At 69.1% G+C, this 15,557-nt stretch carries 13 protein-coding genes and 1 pseudogene; 1 reads left to right on the forward strand and 13 read right to left on the reverse strand.

The window, feature by feature from the left end; translation table 11 throughout:
• The 13 genes and pseudogenes from IEW87_RS15125 to IEW87_RS00945 all read right to left on the reverse strand — a co-directional run.
• Positions 1 to 2,724 (reverse strand): annotated as a pseudogene (locus IEW87_RS15125) (hypothetical protein); the annotation flags it as partial.
• A gap of 252 nt (positions 2,725 to 2,976) precedes the next feature.
• Positions 2,977 to 4,950 carry a bifunctional copper resistance protein CopD/cytochrome c oxidase assembly protein gene (locus tag IEW87_RS00890; protein WP_229730806.1) on the reverse strand — a complete coding sequence of 658 codons (1,974 nt, stop codon included), beginning with the start codon at positions 4,948 to 4,950 and terminating at the stop codon, positions 2,977 to 2,979.
• 313 nt (positions 4,951 to 5,263) lie between these two features.
• Positions 5,264 to 5,551, reverse strand: a complete 288-nt coding sequence (locus IEW87_RS00895; protein ID WP_188710443.1) for an HU family DNA-binding protein — start codon at positions 5,549 to 5,551, stop codon at positions 5,264 to 5,266.
• Positions 5,552 to 5,796: 245 nt separating this feature from the next.
• Positions 5,797 to 6,102: a 30S ribosomal protein S14 gene (rpsN, locus tag IEW87_RS00900; protein WP_188710444.1), complete on the reverse strand. Its 306-nt coding sequence runs from the start codon at positions 6,100 to 6,102 to the stop codon at positions 5,797 to 5,799.
• A gap of 2 nt (positions 6,103 to 6,104) precedes the next feature.
• Complete coding sequence (rpmG, locus tag IEW87_RS00905) at positions 6,105 to 6,275, reverse strand: 50S ribosomal protein L33 (RefSeq protein ID WP_188710445.1); 171 nt, start codon at positions 6,273 to 6,275, stop codon at positions 6,105 to 6,107.
• The gene (gene rpmB / locus IEW87_RS00910; RefSeq protein WP_188710446.1) at positions 6,275 to 6,511 is read right to left on the reverse strand and encodes a 50S ribosomal protein L28; all 237 of its coding nucleotides are present in this window, start codon (positions 6,509 to 6,511) and stop codon (positions 6,275 to 6,277) included. The genes rpmG and rpmB overlap by 1 nt, the downstream gene beginning before the upstream one ends.
• A gap of 176 nt (positions 6,512 to 6,687) precedes the next feature.
• Positions 6,688 to 8,091 carry a hypothetical protein gene (locus tag IEW87_RS00915; protein ID WP_188710447.1) on the reverse strand — a complete coding sequence of 468 codons (1,404 nt, stop codon included), beginning with the start codon at positions 8,089 to 8,091 and terminating at the stop codon, positions 6,688 to 6,690.
• Positions 8,081 to 8,797: a TIGR03943 family putative permease subunit gene (locus tag IEW87_RS00920; protein WP_188710448.1), complete on the reverse strand. Its 717-nt coding sequence runs from the start codon at positions 8,795 to 8,797 to the stop codon at positions 8,081 to 8,083. Before IEW87_RS00920 ends, IEW87_RS00915 begins: the two co-directional genes overlap by 11 nt.
• A complete protein-coding gene (locus IEW87_RS00925) occupies positions 8,787 to 9,848 on the reverse strand; it encodes a permease (protein ID WP_188710449.1) in 1,062 nt (353 codons plus the stop codon). Before IEW87_RS00925 ends, IEW87_RS00920 begins: the two co-directional genes overlap by 11 nt.
• 7 nt (positions 9,849 to 9,855) lie before the next feature.
• Complete coding sequence (locus tag IEW87_RS00930) at positions 9,856 to 10,248, reverse strand: Fur family transcriptional regulator (protein WP_188710450.1); 393 nt, start codon at positions 10,246 to 10,248, stop codon at positions 9,856 to 9,858.
• A gap of 10 nt (positions 10,249 to 10,258) precedes the next feature.
• A complete protein-coding gene (locus tag IEW87_RS00935) occupies positions 10,259 to 11,134 on the reverse strand; it encodes a metal ABC transporter permease (RefSeq protein WP_188710451.1) in 876 nt (291 codons plus the stop codon).
• Positions 11,135 to 11,137: 3 nt separating this feature from the next.
• A complete protein-coding gene (locus IEW87_RS00940; RefSeq protein ID WP_188710452.1) occupies positions 11,138 to 11,965 on the reverse strand; it encodes a metal ABC transporter ATP-binding protein in 828 nt (275 codons plus the stop codon).
• A 59-nt stretch (positions 11,966 to 12,024) separates the two neighbouring features.
• Positions 12,025 to 13,044, reverse strand: coding sequence for a metal ABC transporter solute-binding protein, Zn/Mn family (locus tag IEW87_RS00945; protein WP_188710453.1), 1,020 nt, complete (start codon positions 13,042 to 13,044; stop codon positions 12,025 to 12,027).
• Between the two features lie 141 nt (positions 13,045 to 13,185).
• Here IEW87_RS00945 and IEW87_RS00950 point away from each other — a divergent pair, with 141 nt between their 5' ends.
• A complete protein-coding gene (locus IEW87_RS00950; RefSeq protein WP_188710454.1) occupies positions 13,186 to 15,420 on the forward strand; it encodes an MMPL family transporter in 2,235 nt (744 codons plus the stop codon).
• Positions 15,421 to 15,557 lie beyond the last annotated feature (137 nt).

Below are 15,557 nucleotides of genomic sequence, written 5' to 3' on the forward strand. Positions count from 1 at the left end.
ACCCGGCGACGGCTCAGGGTCCGGGCTCGGCTCAGGGTCCGGGCTCGGCTCAGGCTCCGGGCTCGGCTCAGGACCCGGCGACGGCTCAGGATCCGGGGACGGCTCGGGACCCGGCGACGGCTCAGGCTCAGGATCGGGCTCAGGCTCGGGCTCAGGCGCATTCACGGTGTACCCGACGACAGCCTCGGCAACCACCGCGGCGTTGTCGCCGTCCCCCGCGAATCGTGCCTCGAACTCATACTCGCCGGCGGCCAGGCCCTCGAGGGTGTGACGCGCGACGCCGTCGGCGTCAGTCGAGATCGTCGCCTCCGTGTCTGCCATCGCCGCGAGAGTCTCCGCGCCGGTTCGCGTGACGGAGAAGGTGATCGGCTGGTCGGCGTCGCCGGGATACGCGTCGATGAGGGTCGCTGTGAGCACGACGTCCTCGCCCGCGGTCGACTGCCCACCTTCCGGCGTGACGCCGAGCGTGAGTTGCGGCAGGGCCTTCGCCGTCGCCGGGAACGTGTACGTCAGCGTCAGCGTGCCATCCTCCTCGAGGACCGTCTCTGCCGGAGAGCCATTCACCGTCCCCACAACGTCCGTGGCGAACGCATCGGCCGAGGCTACCGACGCGGTAATGGTCGCCGTGTACTCCGTTACGGGATCCGCGACCTCTGCGTCTGGCGACCAGGAGACCGCGTCGACCACGTACGCCTCGGAATCCGCTGGCATCGCGTCAGTATCCAGCGCGTCACCGAACGTCGGTGCACCGAGCGCGACGTCAACCGCAGAGACGATCCGCCCCGAGACGGCGATGAGCTCGTGGTCGGCAGTGGGGTCTTCGAACGTGTGGGTGAGCGAGTCGAGCGGCTCGCCGTCGAGGACGAGCGTCCCCAGGGTGGATCCGTCGGCTGGCACGGCCTCGAACAGCTGCGATCCGTGCGCTGGCACAGAGAACGTTCCCTGCGTCATCCCCTCGGGAAGCGCACCGCCAGGGAGCCCCGACATGTCGACCGGCAGCACGGAGCCCACGCCCGCATCGACCGAGGTGCGTACTAACCAAGCAGTCGCGATACCGAGGCCGGCGCCCACACCGGTGCCGATCGCCGCGGCATTTTCGCCGGGCACGACATCCACCTCGCCTGTGGTCGCGATCGTCACCTGACCAGGGACGCCGCCCGGGAAAGGTCCCGTTCCGATACCTGCACCGCGGTTGCCGCCTTTGGCCGTCACCGCAGCATCGCCGACGACGGTGACGGGGCCACCGAGACCGAAAGCTCCGCCGCCGATGCCCGCTCCGTCGTTCCCACCGGCGGCCGTGACGCTGCCGCCGGTGATCTCCACGACGGCGCCGTCGGCTTCGAACCCGCCGCCGATGCCAGCCGCGCGCGCGCCGCCGAAAGCCACGACGGTGCCGCCCCGGACGTGCGCCTCGGCGCCGGCCCCCTCAGCCCCGCCGCCGATGCCGGCACCACCCTCGACGCCGGTGGCCGTGACGCTGCCACCCGTGACCGTCACCGTGCCGCCCGCGCCTTGGTTACCACCACCGATGCCCGCGCCGGCACCCGAGCTCGTCGCCGTGACCGTGCCGCCGTCGACGGTCACCGATCCGCCCGCGCCCCCGGAACCGCCCCCGACGCCCGCGCCGTTCACACTCGTCGCCTCGACAGCGCCGCCGCTGATCCAGAAGGAGTCGCCCGCAGCGCCGTCACCACCGCCGATCCCCGCACCGCTCGTGCTTATGGACGTGACGCTGCCGCCGTGCACGGCCACGTCACCGCCGGCGCCGAGATTGCCGCCGCCGATGCCAGCGCCGGACTCGCTCGTCGCGGTCACACTGCCGTCCGTGATCGTGACGGAAGGTCCGACGACGCTGTCACCGCCCCCGATCCCCGCGCCGGTCGTCGATGTCGCGGAAACGGCGCCGCCCGATATCACGACGCTGCCGCTACCGGCGCCCTCGTTCCCACCCCCGATGCCCGCGCCGCTCTCGCTTGTCGCTGTCACACTGCCGTTCGTGATCGACACGTGGTACCCCGCCGCCGTAGGGCTTCCCCCGATCCCGGCCCCTTCACTGCTCGAGGCTGTGACCGAACCGCCGTTGATGGCGACCACGGCGCTCCCGTGACGGCCGCTACCGATGCCCGCGCCTGATGAGCTCTCGGCGTTGACAACGCCGCGGTTGATGACGACGCGCATGTCAGCGGACACGCCGCCGCCGATCCCAGCTCCAAACCAGCTGCTCGCGTTCACCGTGCCGCCATTGATCGTGACCGTTCCACCACGGCCAGTCCCCGGACTGCCGATACCCGCTCCGTCGACGACAGCACTGGCGTACAGGGTGCCCTCCGCGTGCTCCACCACGGACTGGTTGTAGACGGTGAGGGCCGCATCGCCATCGACGGCGATCGCTGCCGCGTTGATGTCGCTCGGGTCCGTTCCCGCTGACAGGAGGCACCCCGCACCCAACACAAGGTGTACGTCACCCGATGTCGTGATTCCGTTCGGGAAGCTCAACGCGCTGTCGCAGAGGTACCACCCCGCGGTCAACGCCGCCTGGTCGGAGCTCAAAACGTCGATACCTGCGGGTAGCGGCTGCTCCGTCCCGTCGGCGTCGACGTACACGTCGTCTGCTGCCTGGGCGGGCGCGGCGAGGCCGAGGATCCCGATGGCGACGGCAGACACGACGGCGACGGCGCGCCATCCGATTGAGCGGGATCCGTTAGCGCGCGCGAGCGTCGACACGGGAGACTCCTTCAGGGGGCATCGGAGCACTCCGCAGAGCGCGACGATCGCGGGCAAGATCAGGCCGACAGTAGCGCATTCGGGCAGATTTCGGAATACCGGCAACCGAATGTATCCCCAGGTGTCGCCCGCCGCCCGCGGGGCGCGTCCGCGCAGACTCCGGTCGCGCAAACGCACCTTTATCCGGGCAGGAAGGTGCCTTTGCGCGACCGGAATGGGACGGATGCCGCGGGGAGCGCGAGCCAGGCCGCGCTACAGGCCGCGGGCGCGGTCGCGGTCGGCGATCCGCTGCAGGCGCTGGTTGTATTCCTCGAGCTCGGCGTCGCCGGTCCGATCCGCGTGTCTGTCGCGTCGCTTCTGCGTGCGCTCATCACTGCGGCTCCACTGGATCGCCACCGTCATCGCCGTGATCACGGTCGGGATCTCACCGATCGACCAGGCGATGCCGCCGCCGATGTATTGATCCTCAAGCGGTGTCGGCCCCCATTCTCGCCCCATGGATCCGAACCACTCGGCGACGATGAGCCCCTCACTGGTCATGATCGCGATGCCGAAGAACGCATGCATCGCCATGACGACGATGAGCAGCACGAGGCGCCCGGCGTACGGCAAGCGATACGGCACGGGATCGATGCCGATGAGCGTCATCGAGAAGAGATAGCCCGAGATGAGGAAATGCGCGATCATCCACTGGTGCCCGAGATGGTCGTACAGACTCCAACGGAACATGTCGCTGAAGTAGAACAGCCAGAGGGATCCGATGAAGATCACGGCCGCGACGAGCGGGTGCGTGAGAACCTTCGCGATCGGGGTCTGCACGATCCAGAGGATCCACTCGCGCCCGCCGCGCGTGCCGTCCGTGCGGCGATGGATGGCGCGGGAGGCGAGCGTGACCGGCGCGGCCGCGACGAGCATCAGCGGGATGTCCATCGACAGCAGCATGTGCAGCAACATGTGCATGCTGAAGAGGTAGTGACCGTAGGCGTTCAGCGGACCGCACGTCACCCAGATCAGCTGGGCGATGCCGAGCATCCACAGCACGGTGCGGAACACCGGCCAGGAATCGCCCCGGCGCTTGAGGCGCCAGACGCCGGCCGCGTAGAAGAAGGCCGCGAAGAGCCCGACCGTGAGCCAGAGGGGGTCGATCTCCCACTCGGTAAACCATGCGCTCACCGTCAGTTCGGGCGGCAGGTCCCTTTCGTTGAGGATCTCGGCGGGCGTGCGCTGCGTGAGCTCGTTCTCGCCACCCGGAGGAGCCGAGCGTGCCAGCGCCGCAGCCGCCCCCGAAGCGATGCCCATGAACACGAACTCGAGCGCGATCACCGCCCAGAACATCGCGTTCTTCTCGGCGCTGCGGGCGATGAGCTTCCGGCGGTACGCCGCGCCGAGCACGCCCATCGCGATGAGCATGACGATCTTCGCGAGCAGCACGAGCCCGTACGGGTGCGTCACGAGCTCCGCGATCGAGGAGATGGACGCGAGCGATCGCAGGAAGCCGGAGCTCGCGACGACGACGAACATGACGAGCGCGAGCGACGAGTAGCGCTCGAGCACCGCCCGCATCCGTGCCCGGTCGACCACGGGCCGGATCGCGACGAGAACGACGAGCCCGCCGAGCCAGACCGCGGCGCCCAGGATGTGCAGCGTGACCGCGGTGACGACGAGGTTGTGGTCGGCGAGACTCCCCTCGTGGCTCTGCGTCGCCATCGGCACGAGGCTCGCCGCCGCGAGCACGGTGGTGATGAGCGTCGACACCCAGCTGCGCGCGGCGAACGCCAGCACGGTGACGACACCTCCCGCGACCGTCTGCATCAACCACGCCTGCCCGATCTCGCGCTCGGTGAGGAAGCGACCGAGCTGCTCGCCGAACTGCGGGCTGAGCGACACCTGCGGGTTGAGGGACAGTAAGAAGTTGAGGAAGGTCGTCGCGCCGCTCGCGACCGTGAAGACGGCGGCGCCGATCGAGGCGGTGTCCATCGCGACACCGAACGCGCGTTCGGCGGGCTTCAGCGCGAAGAGCGCGAGCACGAGGGACCCGAGCGCGACTGCACCCGAGATATTGACCAGCAGCTTCGCGATGGGCAACGTCCAACGGACGAAGGCACCGGGATCCTGCAGCGGAAGCGGATTCGCGCCCCCCGCGATGACGAGGGAACCCACGAGCGCCACCCCTGCTGACAGCAGGAGGATGACGGGCCCGAGCCCGCGGAGCACACGCGAATCCACGCCCAAATCCTAGTTCGCGCCGCCTGACTGATCACCCCACCTCACACCGAGTGGGTCGCCAGAGTTTGCAGCTTCTGCTCCCGCAGAGCTGCAAACTCTGGCGACCCACCGTGAGGTACCGACGTCACGAGGCATGACACGACGGCGGCGTGAGGAAGCGGCGAGGCGCGAGGGGCAACGGGCGAGGGCGAGCGGCGAGGGCCAGGGCCAGGGCGAGGGCGAGGGTGAGGGTGAGGGTGCGCCCCACACCGGGGCACACACGTCAGCGGGCGCCCTCCCCGTGGGGAGAGCGCCCGCTTGAGACGTCGTCGTCTTACTTGACGGCGGCCTTGAGCTTCGAGCCAGCGGTCACCTTGACGCGCTTGCCGGCCGGGATCTTGATCTCGGCGCCGGTCTGCGGGTTACGGCCCGTGCGCGCGGCGGTGTCGACCTGCTCGAACGCGATCCAGCCGGGGATCGAGACCTTCGATCCCTTGGCCACGGACTCCGACACGGTCTTGAAGAGCGCGTCGAGCACACCCGAGACGGTGGCCTGGCTCTGACCGGTGGAGCTCGCGATGCTCGCGACGAGCTCGGTCTTCGTGATGTTCTTGTCGGCCATTGTCTTCCTCCATCGGCGCTGCGCGCCGTGACGAATCGTTTGACCGAGAGTCTGGACCCTCGGCTCGGTCGTGCGACCGAGCACAAAACTAGCGCGAATGCCCGACTTTCCGCGTATTTCCGCGGGTTCTGACCGATTCCGACGGGCGTGTCGCCTCGAAACTGTGACGGATGTGAAGGATGTGACGAACGGGACAGCGAAAAGGGGCGAGGCCCGAAGACCCCGCCCCTTGTCGTGCGTCGTGCTTACCAGCTCGACTTGGTGATGCCCGGCAGCTCGCCGCGGTGCGCCATCGCGCGGAACCGCACACGGGACAGGCCGTACTTCGAGAGCACACCACGGGGGCGGCCGTCGATGACGTCACGCGAGCGCACGCGGACGGGCGAGGCGTTGCGGGGCAGCTTCTGCAGCCCAACGCGCGCGGCCTCGCGCTCCTCGTCCGAAGCGTTCGGGTTGACGAGGGTCTTCTTCAGCTCGTGACGCTTCTCGGCGTAACGGGCCACGATCTCCTTGCGCTGTTCATTGCGCGCAATCTTGCTCTTCTTAGCCATGCTCAGCGCTCCTCACGGAAGTCGACGTGCTTGCGGACGACCGGGTCGTACTTCTTCAGCACGAGGCGGTCAGGGTTGTTGCGGCGGTTCTTCTTCGTCACGTAAGTGAAGCCGGTTCCCGCCGTCGAACGAAGCTTGATGATCGGACGAACGTCCTGCTGCTTCTTCGCCATCAGAGCTTCACCCCCTTCGCGAGAAGGTCCTTGACGACCGACTCGATTCCACGTGCATCGATGACCTTCATTCCGCGAACCGACACGTTCAGCGTGATCTTACGACCCAGCGAGGGGACGAAATAGGTCTTCTTCTGCACGTTCGGGTCGAAGCGACGCTTGGTGCGCCGGTTCGAGTGCGAGATGTTGTGACCGAAGCCGGGTACGGCTCCCGTCACCTGGCACACAGCAGCCATAGTTCACTCTCCTTCAGTACCGTGGCCCAGACAGGCCACCCAAGATCTCTTGCCTGCACGACCGCCACCCGCCCGCGAACGGGCTGTGTTCGACCAGCGATCGTACGAACTGCACGCAGGAGTGCGTACAGCCAACGATCAAGACTACCAGAGTCCCGGCTCGGCGGCTCCCAGCTTCACCACGGCCCGACTTCGCACCAGCTCGCAGCGAACCCGGGTGCCGTGGCCACGAGTTCGCCCGAGCGGATGTCTTGCACGCGCGTCTCGAGGTCGCGCGGCAATGGCTGGACGCCACGGTCGAACGCGTTGCGCACGATGTCGGGCGCAACGGTGACGGCGGCGTACTGCGCACTCGGCGATGCGCACACCTGCTGCAGCGCGTCACCAGCCGCGACGGTCGCGACGTCGGTCACGGATCCGCCTGCTGCCGCGACGACCCGCGAGTCGGCGGGCGTGCCCTCGACCATCTCGGCATAGCCGCGCAGGGTGCCGCCCGTCGCGAGCGGGATCATGTGTCCGAGGATCGTCTCGCCGCCGAGGTCGACGTCGTCGACCGGCACTTCCTCGCCGGAGGAGAGGTCCAGCTCGGTGAAGCCCTCCTCGACCCGCCAGACGAGCGCGGTATACGTCGATCGAGCGACGCCTTGGATCCCGCCGGCCTGCCCGAACGCGGTCGCGGATTCGTCGTCCGTATCCAGGAGCGTGAGGTCACCCGAAAAGTCATTGAGGAGCAGCGATGATGTCTCCGGCACGAACCGCCACCGGTCGATGCTCCGCTCCTCGCCCCCGACCGTGACGGGTTCGGCTGCCTCACCCGAGGCGAACGCGTCGCGCAGGGATCCGGTGAACAGCACGTTCGCACGGCCGGATTCGGCGGTGAGCTCAGCATCCGAGAACGTGTAGCCGTAGAGCTGTCCGCGCGCGGAGACCTGGAGTCCCGTCAGGGTCCCGTCGCCGGGAATCGCGACGTCGGCGGCCTCCCCCGACGCACGATCGACGACGGTGAGGCTCATCTGCTCAGCCTCCCCCGTCGTCACCGCGAGGTACGCGCTCGTCGCGCGGAAGTCGTCGATCGCGTCCGCGGCGAAGATGGCTGTGGCATCGTCGGTCCCGATCTCGTGCCGCACGATCTGGTCGGGCCCGTCCGGATCCCGCACCAGGGTCAGCAGGCTCGCCGCGGGCGTCGTGAAGCGGGTCTCGAGGTCGGAGGACGGTCCGGATCCGAGGCCCGTCACCCCCGCGACACGCACCGTGTAGTCGACGTCGGCATCCAACGCCGTGGGGAACCGCACGCCGACCGTGCGGCCCGCCGCGTCGACGGTGAACTCCGTCTCGGGCTCGACCGTCACCTGCGACGCGTCGATCGGCGCGAGCGCCTGGTCGGCCGTGAAGATGACGCGGCTGCCGGACTCGCGCGTCGCGGCTTCCGGATCCACCTGCACCTCGGTGACGCGCGGCCCCTGCGTGAGGCTCACCGCGGCCGCCCCGACCGAGATCGCCGCGAGCACCCCGACGGTGACCACGAAGGCCAGGACGAAACGACGACGGTGCCGCGCGGAGCGACGCGTTCTAGTACTCATACGGATCCGTGGGCTCCGCGATGGTCTCCGCGCCCGTCGCCTCGATCGCCAGCCCGTCCTCCGCGACGACGATCTCGCCGGTGAGCTCGACCCACTGCCCCGTCTCGAGGCCATCCGGGAGCCCGGGGCCGACCGGCAGGCTCGCCGACTGCGCGTCGATGACGCAGTGCGTAATGACGAGCCGCGTGAGGCTTGGGGATCCGCTCTCATCTGCCGTGATGAAGCCCGTCAGCGCGACCGTCTCCCCCTCGTAGCGCTCCGGACTCGTCGCGGTGGCGAACGTCGCCGACCAGTCGCCGACGCCGAAACCGGACGTGTCGACGATGCCGAGCTCGACGTCGTCCGCGCCAGCGAACAGCGGCGGCGTGCCCGTGTCACGCTCCATCGCGAGCTCGGCCGACAGCGCCGCCGGGGGCAGCACGAGCGCGGCGAGCGCGACGACGGTGGCGATGCCTCCGCCGGCGACCGCGGCGACGAGGCCGGCGCGAGACTCGGATCCGTGGTCGTGCCCGTGGTCCTGATGCTCCTCGCCCGGCCGCAGCGCGAAGGAGGCGACCGTGCCGACGAGGATCAGTATGGCCATCCCGCACGCGAACCAGGCCTGCGCCGGGTTGATATACAGCTGCAGCCGCCCCGTGAACGTCAGGCTCAGGGTGACCACGGCGAGGATCGCGGCCAGCCCGACGCCCAGCCACCTAGCCCACAAGATTCATCACCGTCCCGACGGCGAACGCGGCGAGGATCACGACGACCACGATTCCGGCGATGGCCCGACCCGTGAACGTCGTGCGCAGCAGCGCGATCATCTTCACGTCGACGATCGGGCCGACGAGCAGGAAGGCGATGAGGGATCCGGACGTGAACGTCGACGCGAAGCTGAGCGCGAAGAAGCTGTCGACGTTCGAGCAGATCGCGACCGTGATGGCCAGCAGGATCATCGCGACGATCGACAGCACCGGGTTCGACCCGATCGCGATGAGCGCGCTACGAGGGATGATGACCTGCACGGCGCCGGCGATCGTGGATCCGAGGACGAGGGCCGGCATGACCGCGCGCAGCTCGACGACGAACTGCGCGACGCTCCGTCGGACTCGCGATCCCTGTGCCTGCTCGGCCTCCTCGCAGGCGAGCTGGAAGCGGTCGGTGAGCAGAGTCTGCGGATCCGGGTGACGGCTGTAGAGCCAGCCGATCAGCAGCGCGATGCCGTAGCCGCCGAGGATGCGCACGACGAGGATCCCGTCGTCGAATCCGAACGCCTGGTGGGTCGTGATGATCACGATGGGGTTCACGATCGGCGCGGCGACGAGGAACGCCAGGGTATCGGCGGGCGCGAGGCCACGCATCATGAGGCCGCGAGCGAAGGGCACGTTGCCGCATTCGCAGACCGGGATGAGCATGCCGAGCGCCGCGAGCACGGCCCGCCGTGCCCAGGCCTGCTTCGGCAGCACTCGGTGCACGACATCGGCGGGGACCCACACCTGGATCGCGATCGACAGAACCACACCGAGCGCGACGAACGGCAGCGACTCGATGAGCACGCTGAGCGCGAGGGTCAGCCCGTCCTGAGCGCGGGTCGGCAGCGGATCCGCGAACAGCTGCGGCAAGAACGCGTCGGCGAGGAATACCGCGGCCACGGCCACGACCCCGACGCCCAACGACGTCAGGATTCCGGCGCGGGAGAGAGATCGGCGGGGCGGCTCGGCGCGGTCGGAATCGGCGTCGTCGTGTCGGCGAGCGCGGCGGAGGGTCTCGGTCATGCGCGTCTCAGGCGGCCCGCGCGGCGCATTCGGCGCAGACGCCGAAGACGTCGATTACGTGCTGCGCTTCGGTGAAGCCATGTTTCGATGCGGTCTCACGCGCCCAGCGCTCGACGGCTCCCGCCTCGATCTCGACGGTACGGCCGCAACGCCGGCAGATGAGGTGATGGTGATGCTCCGTCATCTCGCAGGCGCGGAAAAGGTTCTCCCCCTCCGGGCTCTGCAGGCTGTCGGCCTCCCCGTTCTTCGCGAAGCTCGCGAGCGTGCGATAGACGGTCGCCAGGCCGATCCCGGTCTTGTCTCGGATCGCCGCGTGGAGGTCCTGCGCGCTGACGAAACCGTCGGTCGACGCGAGTGCATCACGCACCGCCTCCCGCTGCCACGTATTGCGCTGTGCCATGCCTGCGAGTCTACGTCGCCAGGACCCGCTCGGCCTGCCTGGCCGGGCGGCGGCCGACCCGGTCGCGACGCCAGGCGACGAGGCGGCACACGAGGTAGATGAGGAACGAGATGGTCGTGATGTAGGGGCTCACCGGAAGCGTGCCGGCGATGGCGAGCAGGATCCCGCCGGCCGCCGACACCAGACCGAAGATGGCCGCCAGCACGGGGACGCCGACCGGTCCGTGACTGACCCGCATCGCCGCGGCCGCCGGGGTGACGAGGAGCGCCATCACGAGCAGGGCACCGATGATGTGCACCGCGGCCGCCACGATCGCACCGAGCAACAGCATGAACACAATGCTCAGACCGCGCACGGGCAGGCCACGTGCCTCGGCGGACGCGGCGTCGAGCGAGTCGAAGCGCAACGGGTTCCACACGAGGACGAGCCCGACGAGGACGACGGCGCTGATCACGATGAGCCACGTCAGGTCGGGTGCCGTCACGGCCACGATCTGACCGGTCAGCAGGCTGAAGCGATTCGCGGACCTGCCCTGATACAGCGACAGGAAGAGGATCCCCAGGCCGAGGCCGAACGGCATGAGCACGCCGACGATCGAGTTGCGATCGCGCGCGCGGGCGCCGAGCAGTCCGATGACGAGCGCGGCCGCGACCGCGCCGACGAGCGAACCGGCGACGACGGATCCGCCCAGCAGCAGCGCGAGCGCGGCGCCCGCGAACGACAGCTCGCTGATGCCGTGCACGGCGAAGGCCATGTCTCGCTGCATGACGAACACGCCGACCAGGCCGCCGACCACGCCCAACGCGATCGCGGCGATGAGGGGGTTGATCATGAGCTGCAACAGCTCGCCGTAGTCCTCGAACGAGAACACATCCGACCACGTCATGGCTCAGAACCCCCCGTCGTGGTCGTCGTCATGGTCGTGGTCGTGGTGCGGGTGGTGCTCCTCGCCGCCCGGCACCCCCGCGACGAGCAGGCGTCCCGCAGCACGTACGACATCGACCGGCGCGCCGTACAGGTCGCTCAGCACGTCGCCGCGGAGCACCTCGTCGACGGTGCCGAGCCGGAAGCGGCCACCGGCGAGGTAAAGGATGCGGTCGACGCTCCCCAGCACGGGGTTCACGTCGTGCGTGACGAAGACGACGCCCGCGCCCGCGGAGCGGCGATGCTCGTCGATGATCCCCGTGACGGCGCGCTGGTTCCGCAGATCCAGGCTCGACAACGGCTCGTCACACAGCAGCAGCTCGGGGCGATCGGCAAGTGCCTGCCCGACGCGGAGTCGCTGCTGCTCGCCCCCGGAGAGAGATCCGACGGGGTCGTCCGCATACCCGGTCGCGCCGACGGCCTCGAGCAGGGCGTCGACCCGTTCCCGATCACCGCGACGGGGAATCGGAGCGCCGAACCTGGTGCCGCTCACGCCGAGCGCCACGAGGTCGCGCGCCCGCAGCCCGGCACCGGGCGCGTACGGGCGCTGCTGGGGGATGTAGCCGACGCGACGGCTGCCGCGACGCACGGGTTCCCGCGAAACGCGGATCGATCCGCGCGTCAGCCGCTGCAGTCCGAGGATGGCGCGCAGCAGGGTCGTCTTGCCGGATCCCGACGGGCCGAGGACCGCGATGAACTCGCCCGCGGCGAGCGCGAGGTCGAGGTCGCGCCACAGCTCGCGTCCGCCGACGTCGACAGCGGCGCCCGAGATCTGCAGGACGGGGTCGGTCACGCGCTCTTCCTCATGGTTGTCGATTATGCGGCACGCCGGCTGGTCGCCGGCGGCATCCGTCACGACAGGGCGTCGGAGAGCGCGTCGGCGTTGCCGGTCATCCAGGTGACGTAATCGGATCCATCCGGGATGGTCTCGGTGAACTCGACGACGGGCACGTCGCTGTCCTCGGCGGCGGCGATGACCCGATCGGTCTCGGATCCGCCGGTGTGCGCGTTCGCGATGAGGACAGTCACCTCGCCGCTTTCGATCGCCTTGAGCGCGTCGTTGAGCACGGCCGGGGCGACGCCCTCACCGTTCTCGACGGCCTCGGCGAAGCCGTCCACGGTGACGTCCTCGAGGCCGGCCGCGGCGGCGAAGTAGCCGCCGACCGGCTCGGTGAAGAAGGCCGTGTCGCCCGCGTGTTCGTCCGCGATGTCGCTGAGGCGCGTCTCGAGGTCCTCGAGCTCGCTGATCAGTGCGGCCGATCCCTCTTCTGCCACCTCCGCGGCCTCGGGGGCCAGGTCGGCGAGCTCGGCGGCCACGCCCTCGACGAGATGGATCATGGTGTGCGGGTCGTACCAGACGTGCTCGTTGAACGAGTGGTCGTGATCGTGGTCGCCGCCGTGGCCATGGTCGTGATCGTGGTCGCCGCCGTGGCCATGGTCGTGATCGTGGTCGCCGGCCTCAGCGCCTTCCTCGTGGTCGTCGTCGTGAGCGCGGTCGCCGGATCCGTGGTGGAAGTCGACGGCCGCGATGACGTGCTCGACACCGGCGCTCTCGATCAGGCCGTGCATGAAGGCGTCGTAGCCGCCGCCGTTCATGATGACGACGTCAGCATCGCGCACGGCGAGGCCGTCGCGGGCGGTTGCCTCGTAGTCGTGCGGGTCGACGGCCGCCGAGTCGATGACCGCTTCGACCGTGGCCGTCTCGCCCACGATCCGCTGTGCGAGATCGGCGTACACCGTCGTCGAGCTGACAATGCGCAGTCCGTCGTCATCGGATCCGCTCGGCACCCCCTGCGCCGACGTGCAGCCGGCGAGGACGAAAGCGGTGAGCCCGGCGAGGGTCACGGAGAGGACGGCGCGATGGCGTGGCATACGGCGATGCTACACATCAATGAGAATCATTATCAACACAAGGGGAGGACAATGACGAGAGCGCACAGCCCTCATTCAGGATTTCGCTCTTCGAGCACGGTTCACTGAGCAGAGAAGTATTTCACCTATCGAAAGGTTGCCATGTCCCGCCCGGCTAATCAGCAGCTGCGCGAGCGCACGCGGGGGCACTCGTGGCTACGCGTCCTGCTGCCCGCGGTCCTCATTATCGCGTGGCTCGTGGGCGCGGCCTTCGGTGGGCCGCTGTTCGGCCAGGTGGAGGAGGTCTCGTCGAACGATCAGACCGCCTATCTGCCCGAATCGGCCGATGCGACCCAGGTACAGGATCGTCTCGGTGACTTCACAGAGTCCGACGCGGTTCCCGCGATCGCCGTCTTCGTGGGCGACGAAGAGCTGACCGAATCGCAGCTCGAGACCATCACAGAGGCCGTCGAGGCCTCCCCCGACATCGAGGGCGTCAGCGACGACATCTCGCCCGCCATCACGTCCGACGACGGACGTGCCGTGCAGGCGTTCATCCCCATCGATTCCGATGCCGATCTCGGTGAGGCGGTCGGCGCGCTCGGAGACGAGTTGCGCGAGGCGGCCCCCGATGGCGTGACCGTGTCGATCACCGGGCCCGCGGGTTTCTCCGCCGATCTCGTCGCGGGCTTCGCGGGAATCGACGGCCTCCTGCTCGGCGTCGCTCTCCTGGCCGTGCTCATCATCCTGGTGCTCGTGTACCGCTCCTTCCTGTTGCCGATCGTGGTGCTGTCGACGAGCGTGTTCGCGCTGTGCGTCGCCCTGCTGACGGTGTGGTGGTTGGCGAAGGCGGAGGTGCTGCTGCTCAGCGGCCAGACCCAGGGAATCCTCTTCATCCTCGTGATCGGCGCCGCGACCGACTACGCCCTCCTGTTCGTGGCGCGCTTCCGCGAAGAACTGCGCACGACTCGGGATCGCGGCGCCGCCATCGCGGCCGCCTGGAAGGGATCGGTCGAGCCGATCGCGGCATCCGGCGGCACCGTGATCGCCGGTCTGCTCTGCCTGCTGCTCAGCGATCTCAAATCCAACAGCACGCTCGGACCGGTCGCGTCGATCGGAATCGTGTTCGCGATGCTGTCCGCGCTGACGCTGCTTCCGGCGCTCCTCTTCGTGTTCGGGCGCGCAGCGTTCTGGCCGCGCCGTCCGCGCTACGAGGGCGGCGACATCGACCCGGATGACGTGTCCGACGCCGCACTCCAGACCGGCCGTGCGGCCGTTGTGGCCGAGCACCGCCGCGTCGCCGTCGACGAGCCGAAGGGAGGCTGGGCTCGGGTCGGCCGCCTCGTGGCGCGCCGCCCGCGCGCGGTCTGGATCCTCACGACGCTCGTGCTGCTCGCGGGCGTCGCCCTCGTGCCGCAGCTGAAGGCGGACGGCGTCCCACAGTCCGAGCTCGTTCTCGGCGCCTCGGAGGCACGCGACGGCCAGGACGCACTCGGCGAGCACTTCCCTGCGGGATCCGGCAGCCCCGCCGACATCGTCGTCTCCGAGGACGCGCTCCAGGACGCGGCCGACGTCCTCCTCGCGCACGACGGCGTGACCGACGTGACCGTCCGATCGACTGACTCACCGAGCGGATCCGCCCCTGTCACGGAGGACGGCGTCGGTTCGATGATCCCCGGATCCGAGCCGCCGGAGCCGACCGTCTCCGACGGCGACGTGATGCTGCAGGCGACGTTGACGGACGCCGCCGACTCGGCGGCCGCCGCGGAGACCGTGCGTGATCTGAGGGGCGAACTCGACGCCCTCGACGCGCTCGTCGGAGGCGTCACCGCCACGGCGATCGACACGAACGACGCGTCCGTGCACGATCGCAACCTCATCATCCCGATCGTGCTCGCGGTCATCCTCGTGATCCTGATGCTGCTGCTGCGGTCGATCCTGGCGCCGATCCTGCTGATCGCGACCACGGTGCTGTCGTTCGGCACCGCGATGGGCGTCTCGGCGCTCGTGTTCAACCACATCTTCGAGTTCCCCGGGGCCGACCCCGCGGTGCCGCTCTACGGGTTCGTGTTCCTCGTGGCTCTCGGCATCGACTACAACATCTTCCTCATGACGCGCGTGCGGGAGGAGGCTCTCGCGCACGGCACGCACGAGGGGATCCTGCGCGGCCTCGCGAACACCGGCGGCGTCATCACGTCCGCCGGCGTCGTGCTCGCCGCGACCTTCGCGGCGCTCGGGGTGATCCCGATCCTGTTCCTCGCGCAGCTCGCGTTCATCGTCGCGTTCGGCGTGCTGCTCGACACGTTCATCGTGCGCTCGCTGCTCGTCCCCGCCCTGGGATACGACATCGGCCGCGCGATCTGGTGGCCGTCGAAGCTCTCCCGCGCCGAGCGGTGAGAGGGCGCCGGCCGGCAGTTCGTGTGACGCATACGACCCTTCGCACCACACCGGAAGGGTCGTGGGCGTCACACGAACGGGGATCAGCGGATCAGGCCGGCGGCCGCGCATGCGGCGGCGTGCGCTGAGGGGCCGCC

The organism is Microbacterium faecale (genome assembly GCF_014640975.1).
Classification (GTDB): domain Bacteria; phylum Actinomycetota; class Actinomycetes; order Actinomycetales; family Microbacteriaceae; genus Microbacterium; species Microbacterium faecale.

What these genes read in the sequence shown, in the direction of transcription:
- IEW87_RS00895 (WP_188710443.1), bottom strand. Translation starts at nt 5,551, where the DNA reads ATGGCCGACAAGAACATCACGAAGACCGAGCTCGTCGCGAGCATCGCG.
- rpsN (WP_188710444.1), bottom strand. Translation starts at nt 6,102, where the DNA reads ATGGCTAAGAAGAGCAAGATTGCGCGCAATGAACAGCGCAAGGAGATC.
- rpmG (WP_188710445.1), bottom strand. Translation starts at nt 6,275, where the DNA reads ATGGCGAAGAAGCAGCAGGACGTTCGTCCGATCATCAAGCTTCGTTCG.
- rpmB (WP_188710446.1), bottom strand. Translation starts at nt 6,511, where the DNA reads ATGGCTGCTGTGTGCCAGGTGACGGGAGCCGTACCCGGCTTCGGTCAC.
- IEW87_RS00915 (WP_188710447.1), bottom strand. Translation starts at nt 8,091, where the DNA reads ATGAGTACTAGAACGCGTCGCTCCGCGCGGCACCGTCGTCGTTTCGTC.
- IEW87_RS00925 (WP_188710449.1), bottom strand. Translation starts at nt 9,848, where the DNA reads ATGACCGAGACCCTCCGCCGCGCTCGCCGACACGACGACGCCGATTCC.
- IEW87_RS00930 (WP_188710450.1), bottom strand. Translation starts at nt 10,248, where the DNA reads ATGGCACAGCGCAATACGTGGCAGCGGGAGGCGGTGCGTGATGCACTC.
- IEW87_RS00935 (WP_188710451.1), bottom strand. Translation starts at nt 11,134, where the DNA reads ATGACGTGGTCGGATGTGTTCTCGTTCGAGGACTACGGCGAGCTGTTG.
- IEW87_RS00945 (WP_188710453.1), bottom strand. Translation starts at nt 13,044, where the DNA reads ATGCCACGCCATCGCGCCGTCCTCTCCGTGACCCTCGCCGGGCTCACC.
- IEW87_RS00950 (WP_188710454.1), top strand. Translation starts at nt 13,186, where the DNA reads ATGTCCCGCCCGGCTAATCAGCAGCTGCGCGAGCGCACGCGGGGGCAC.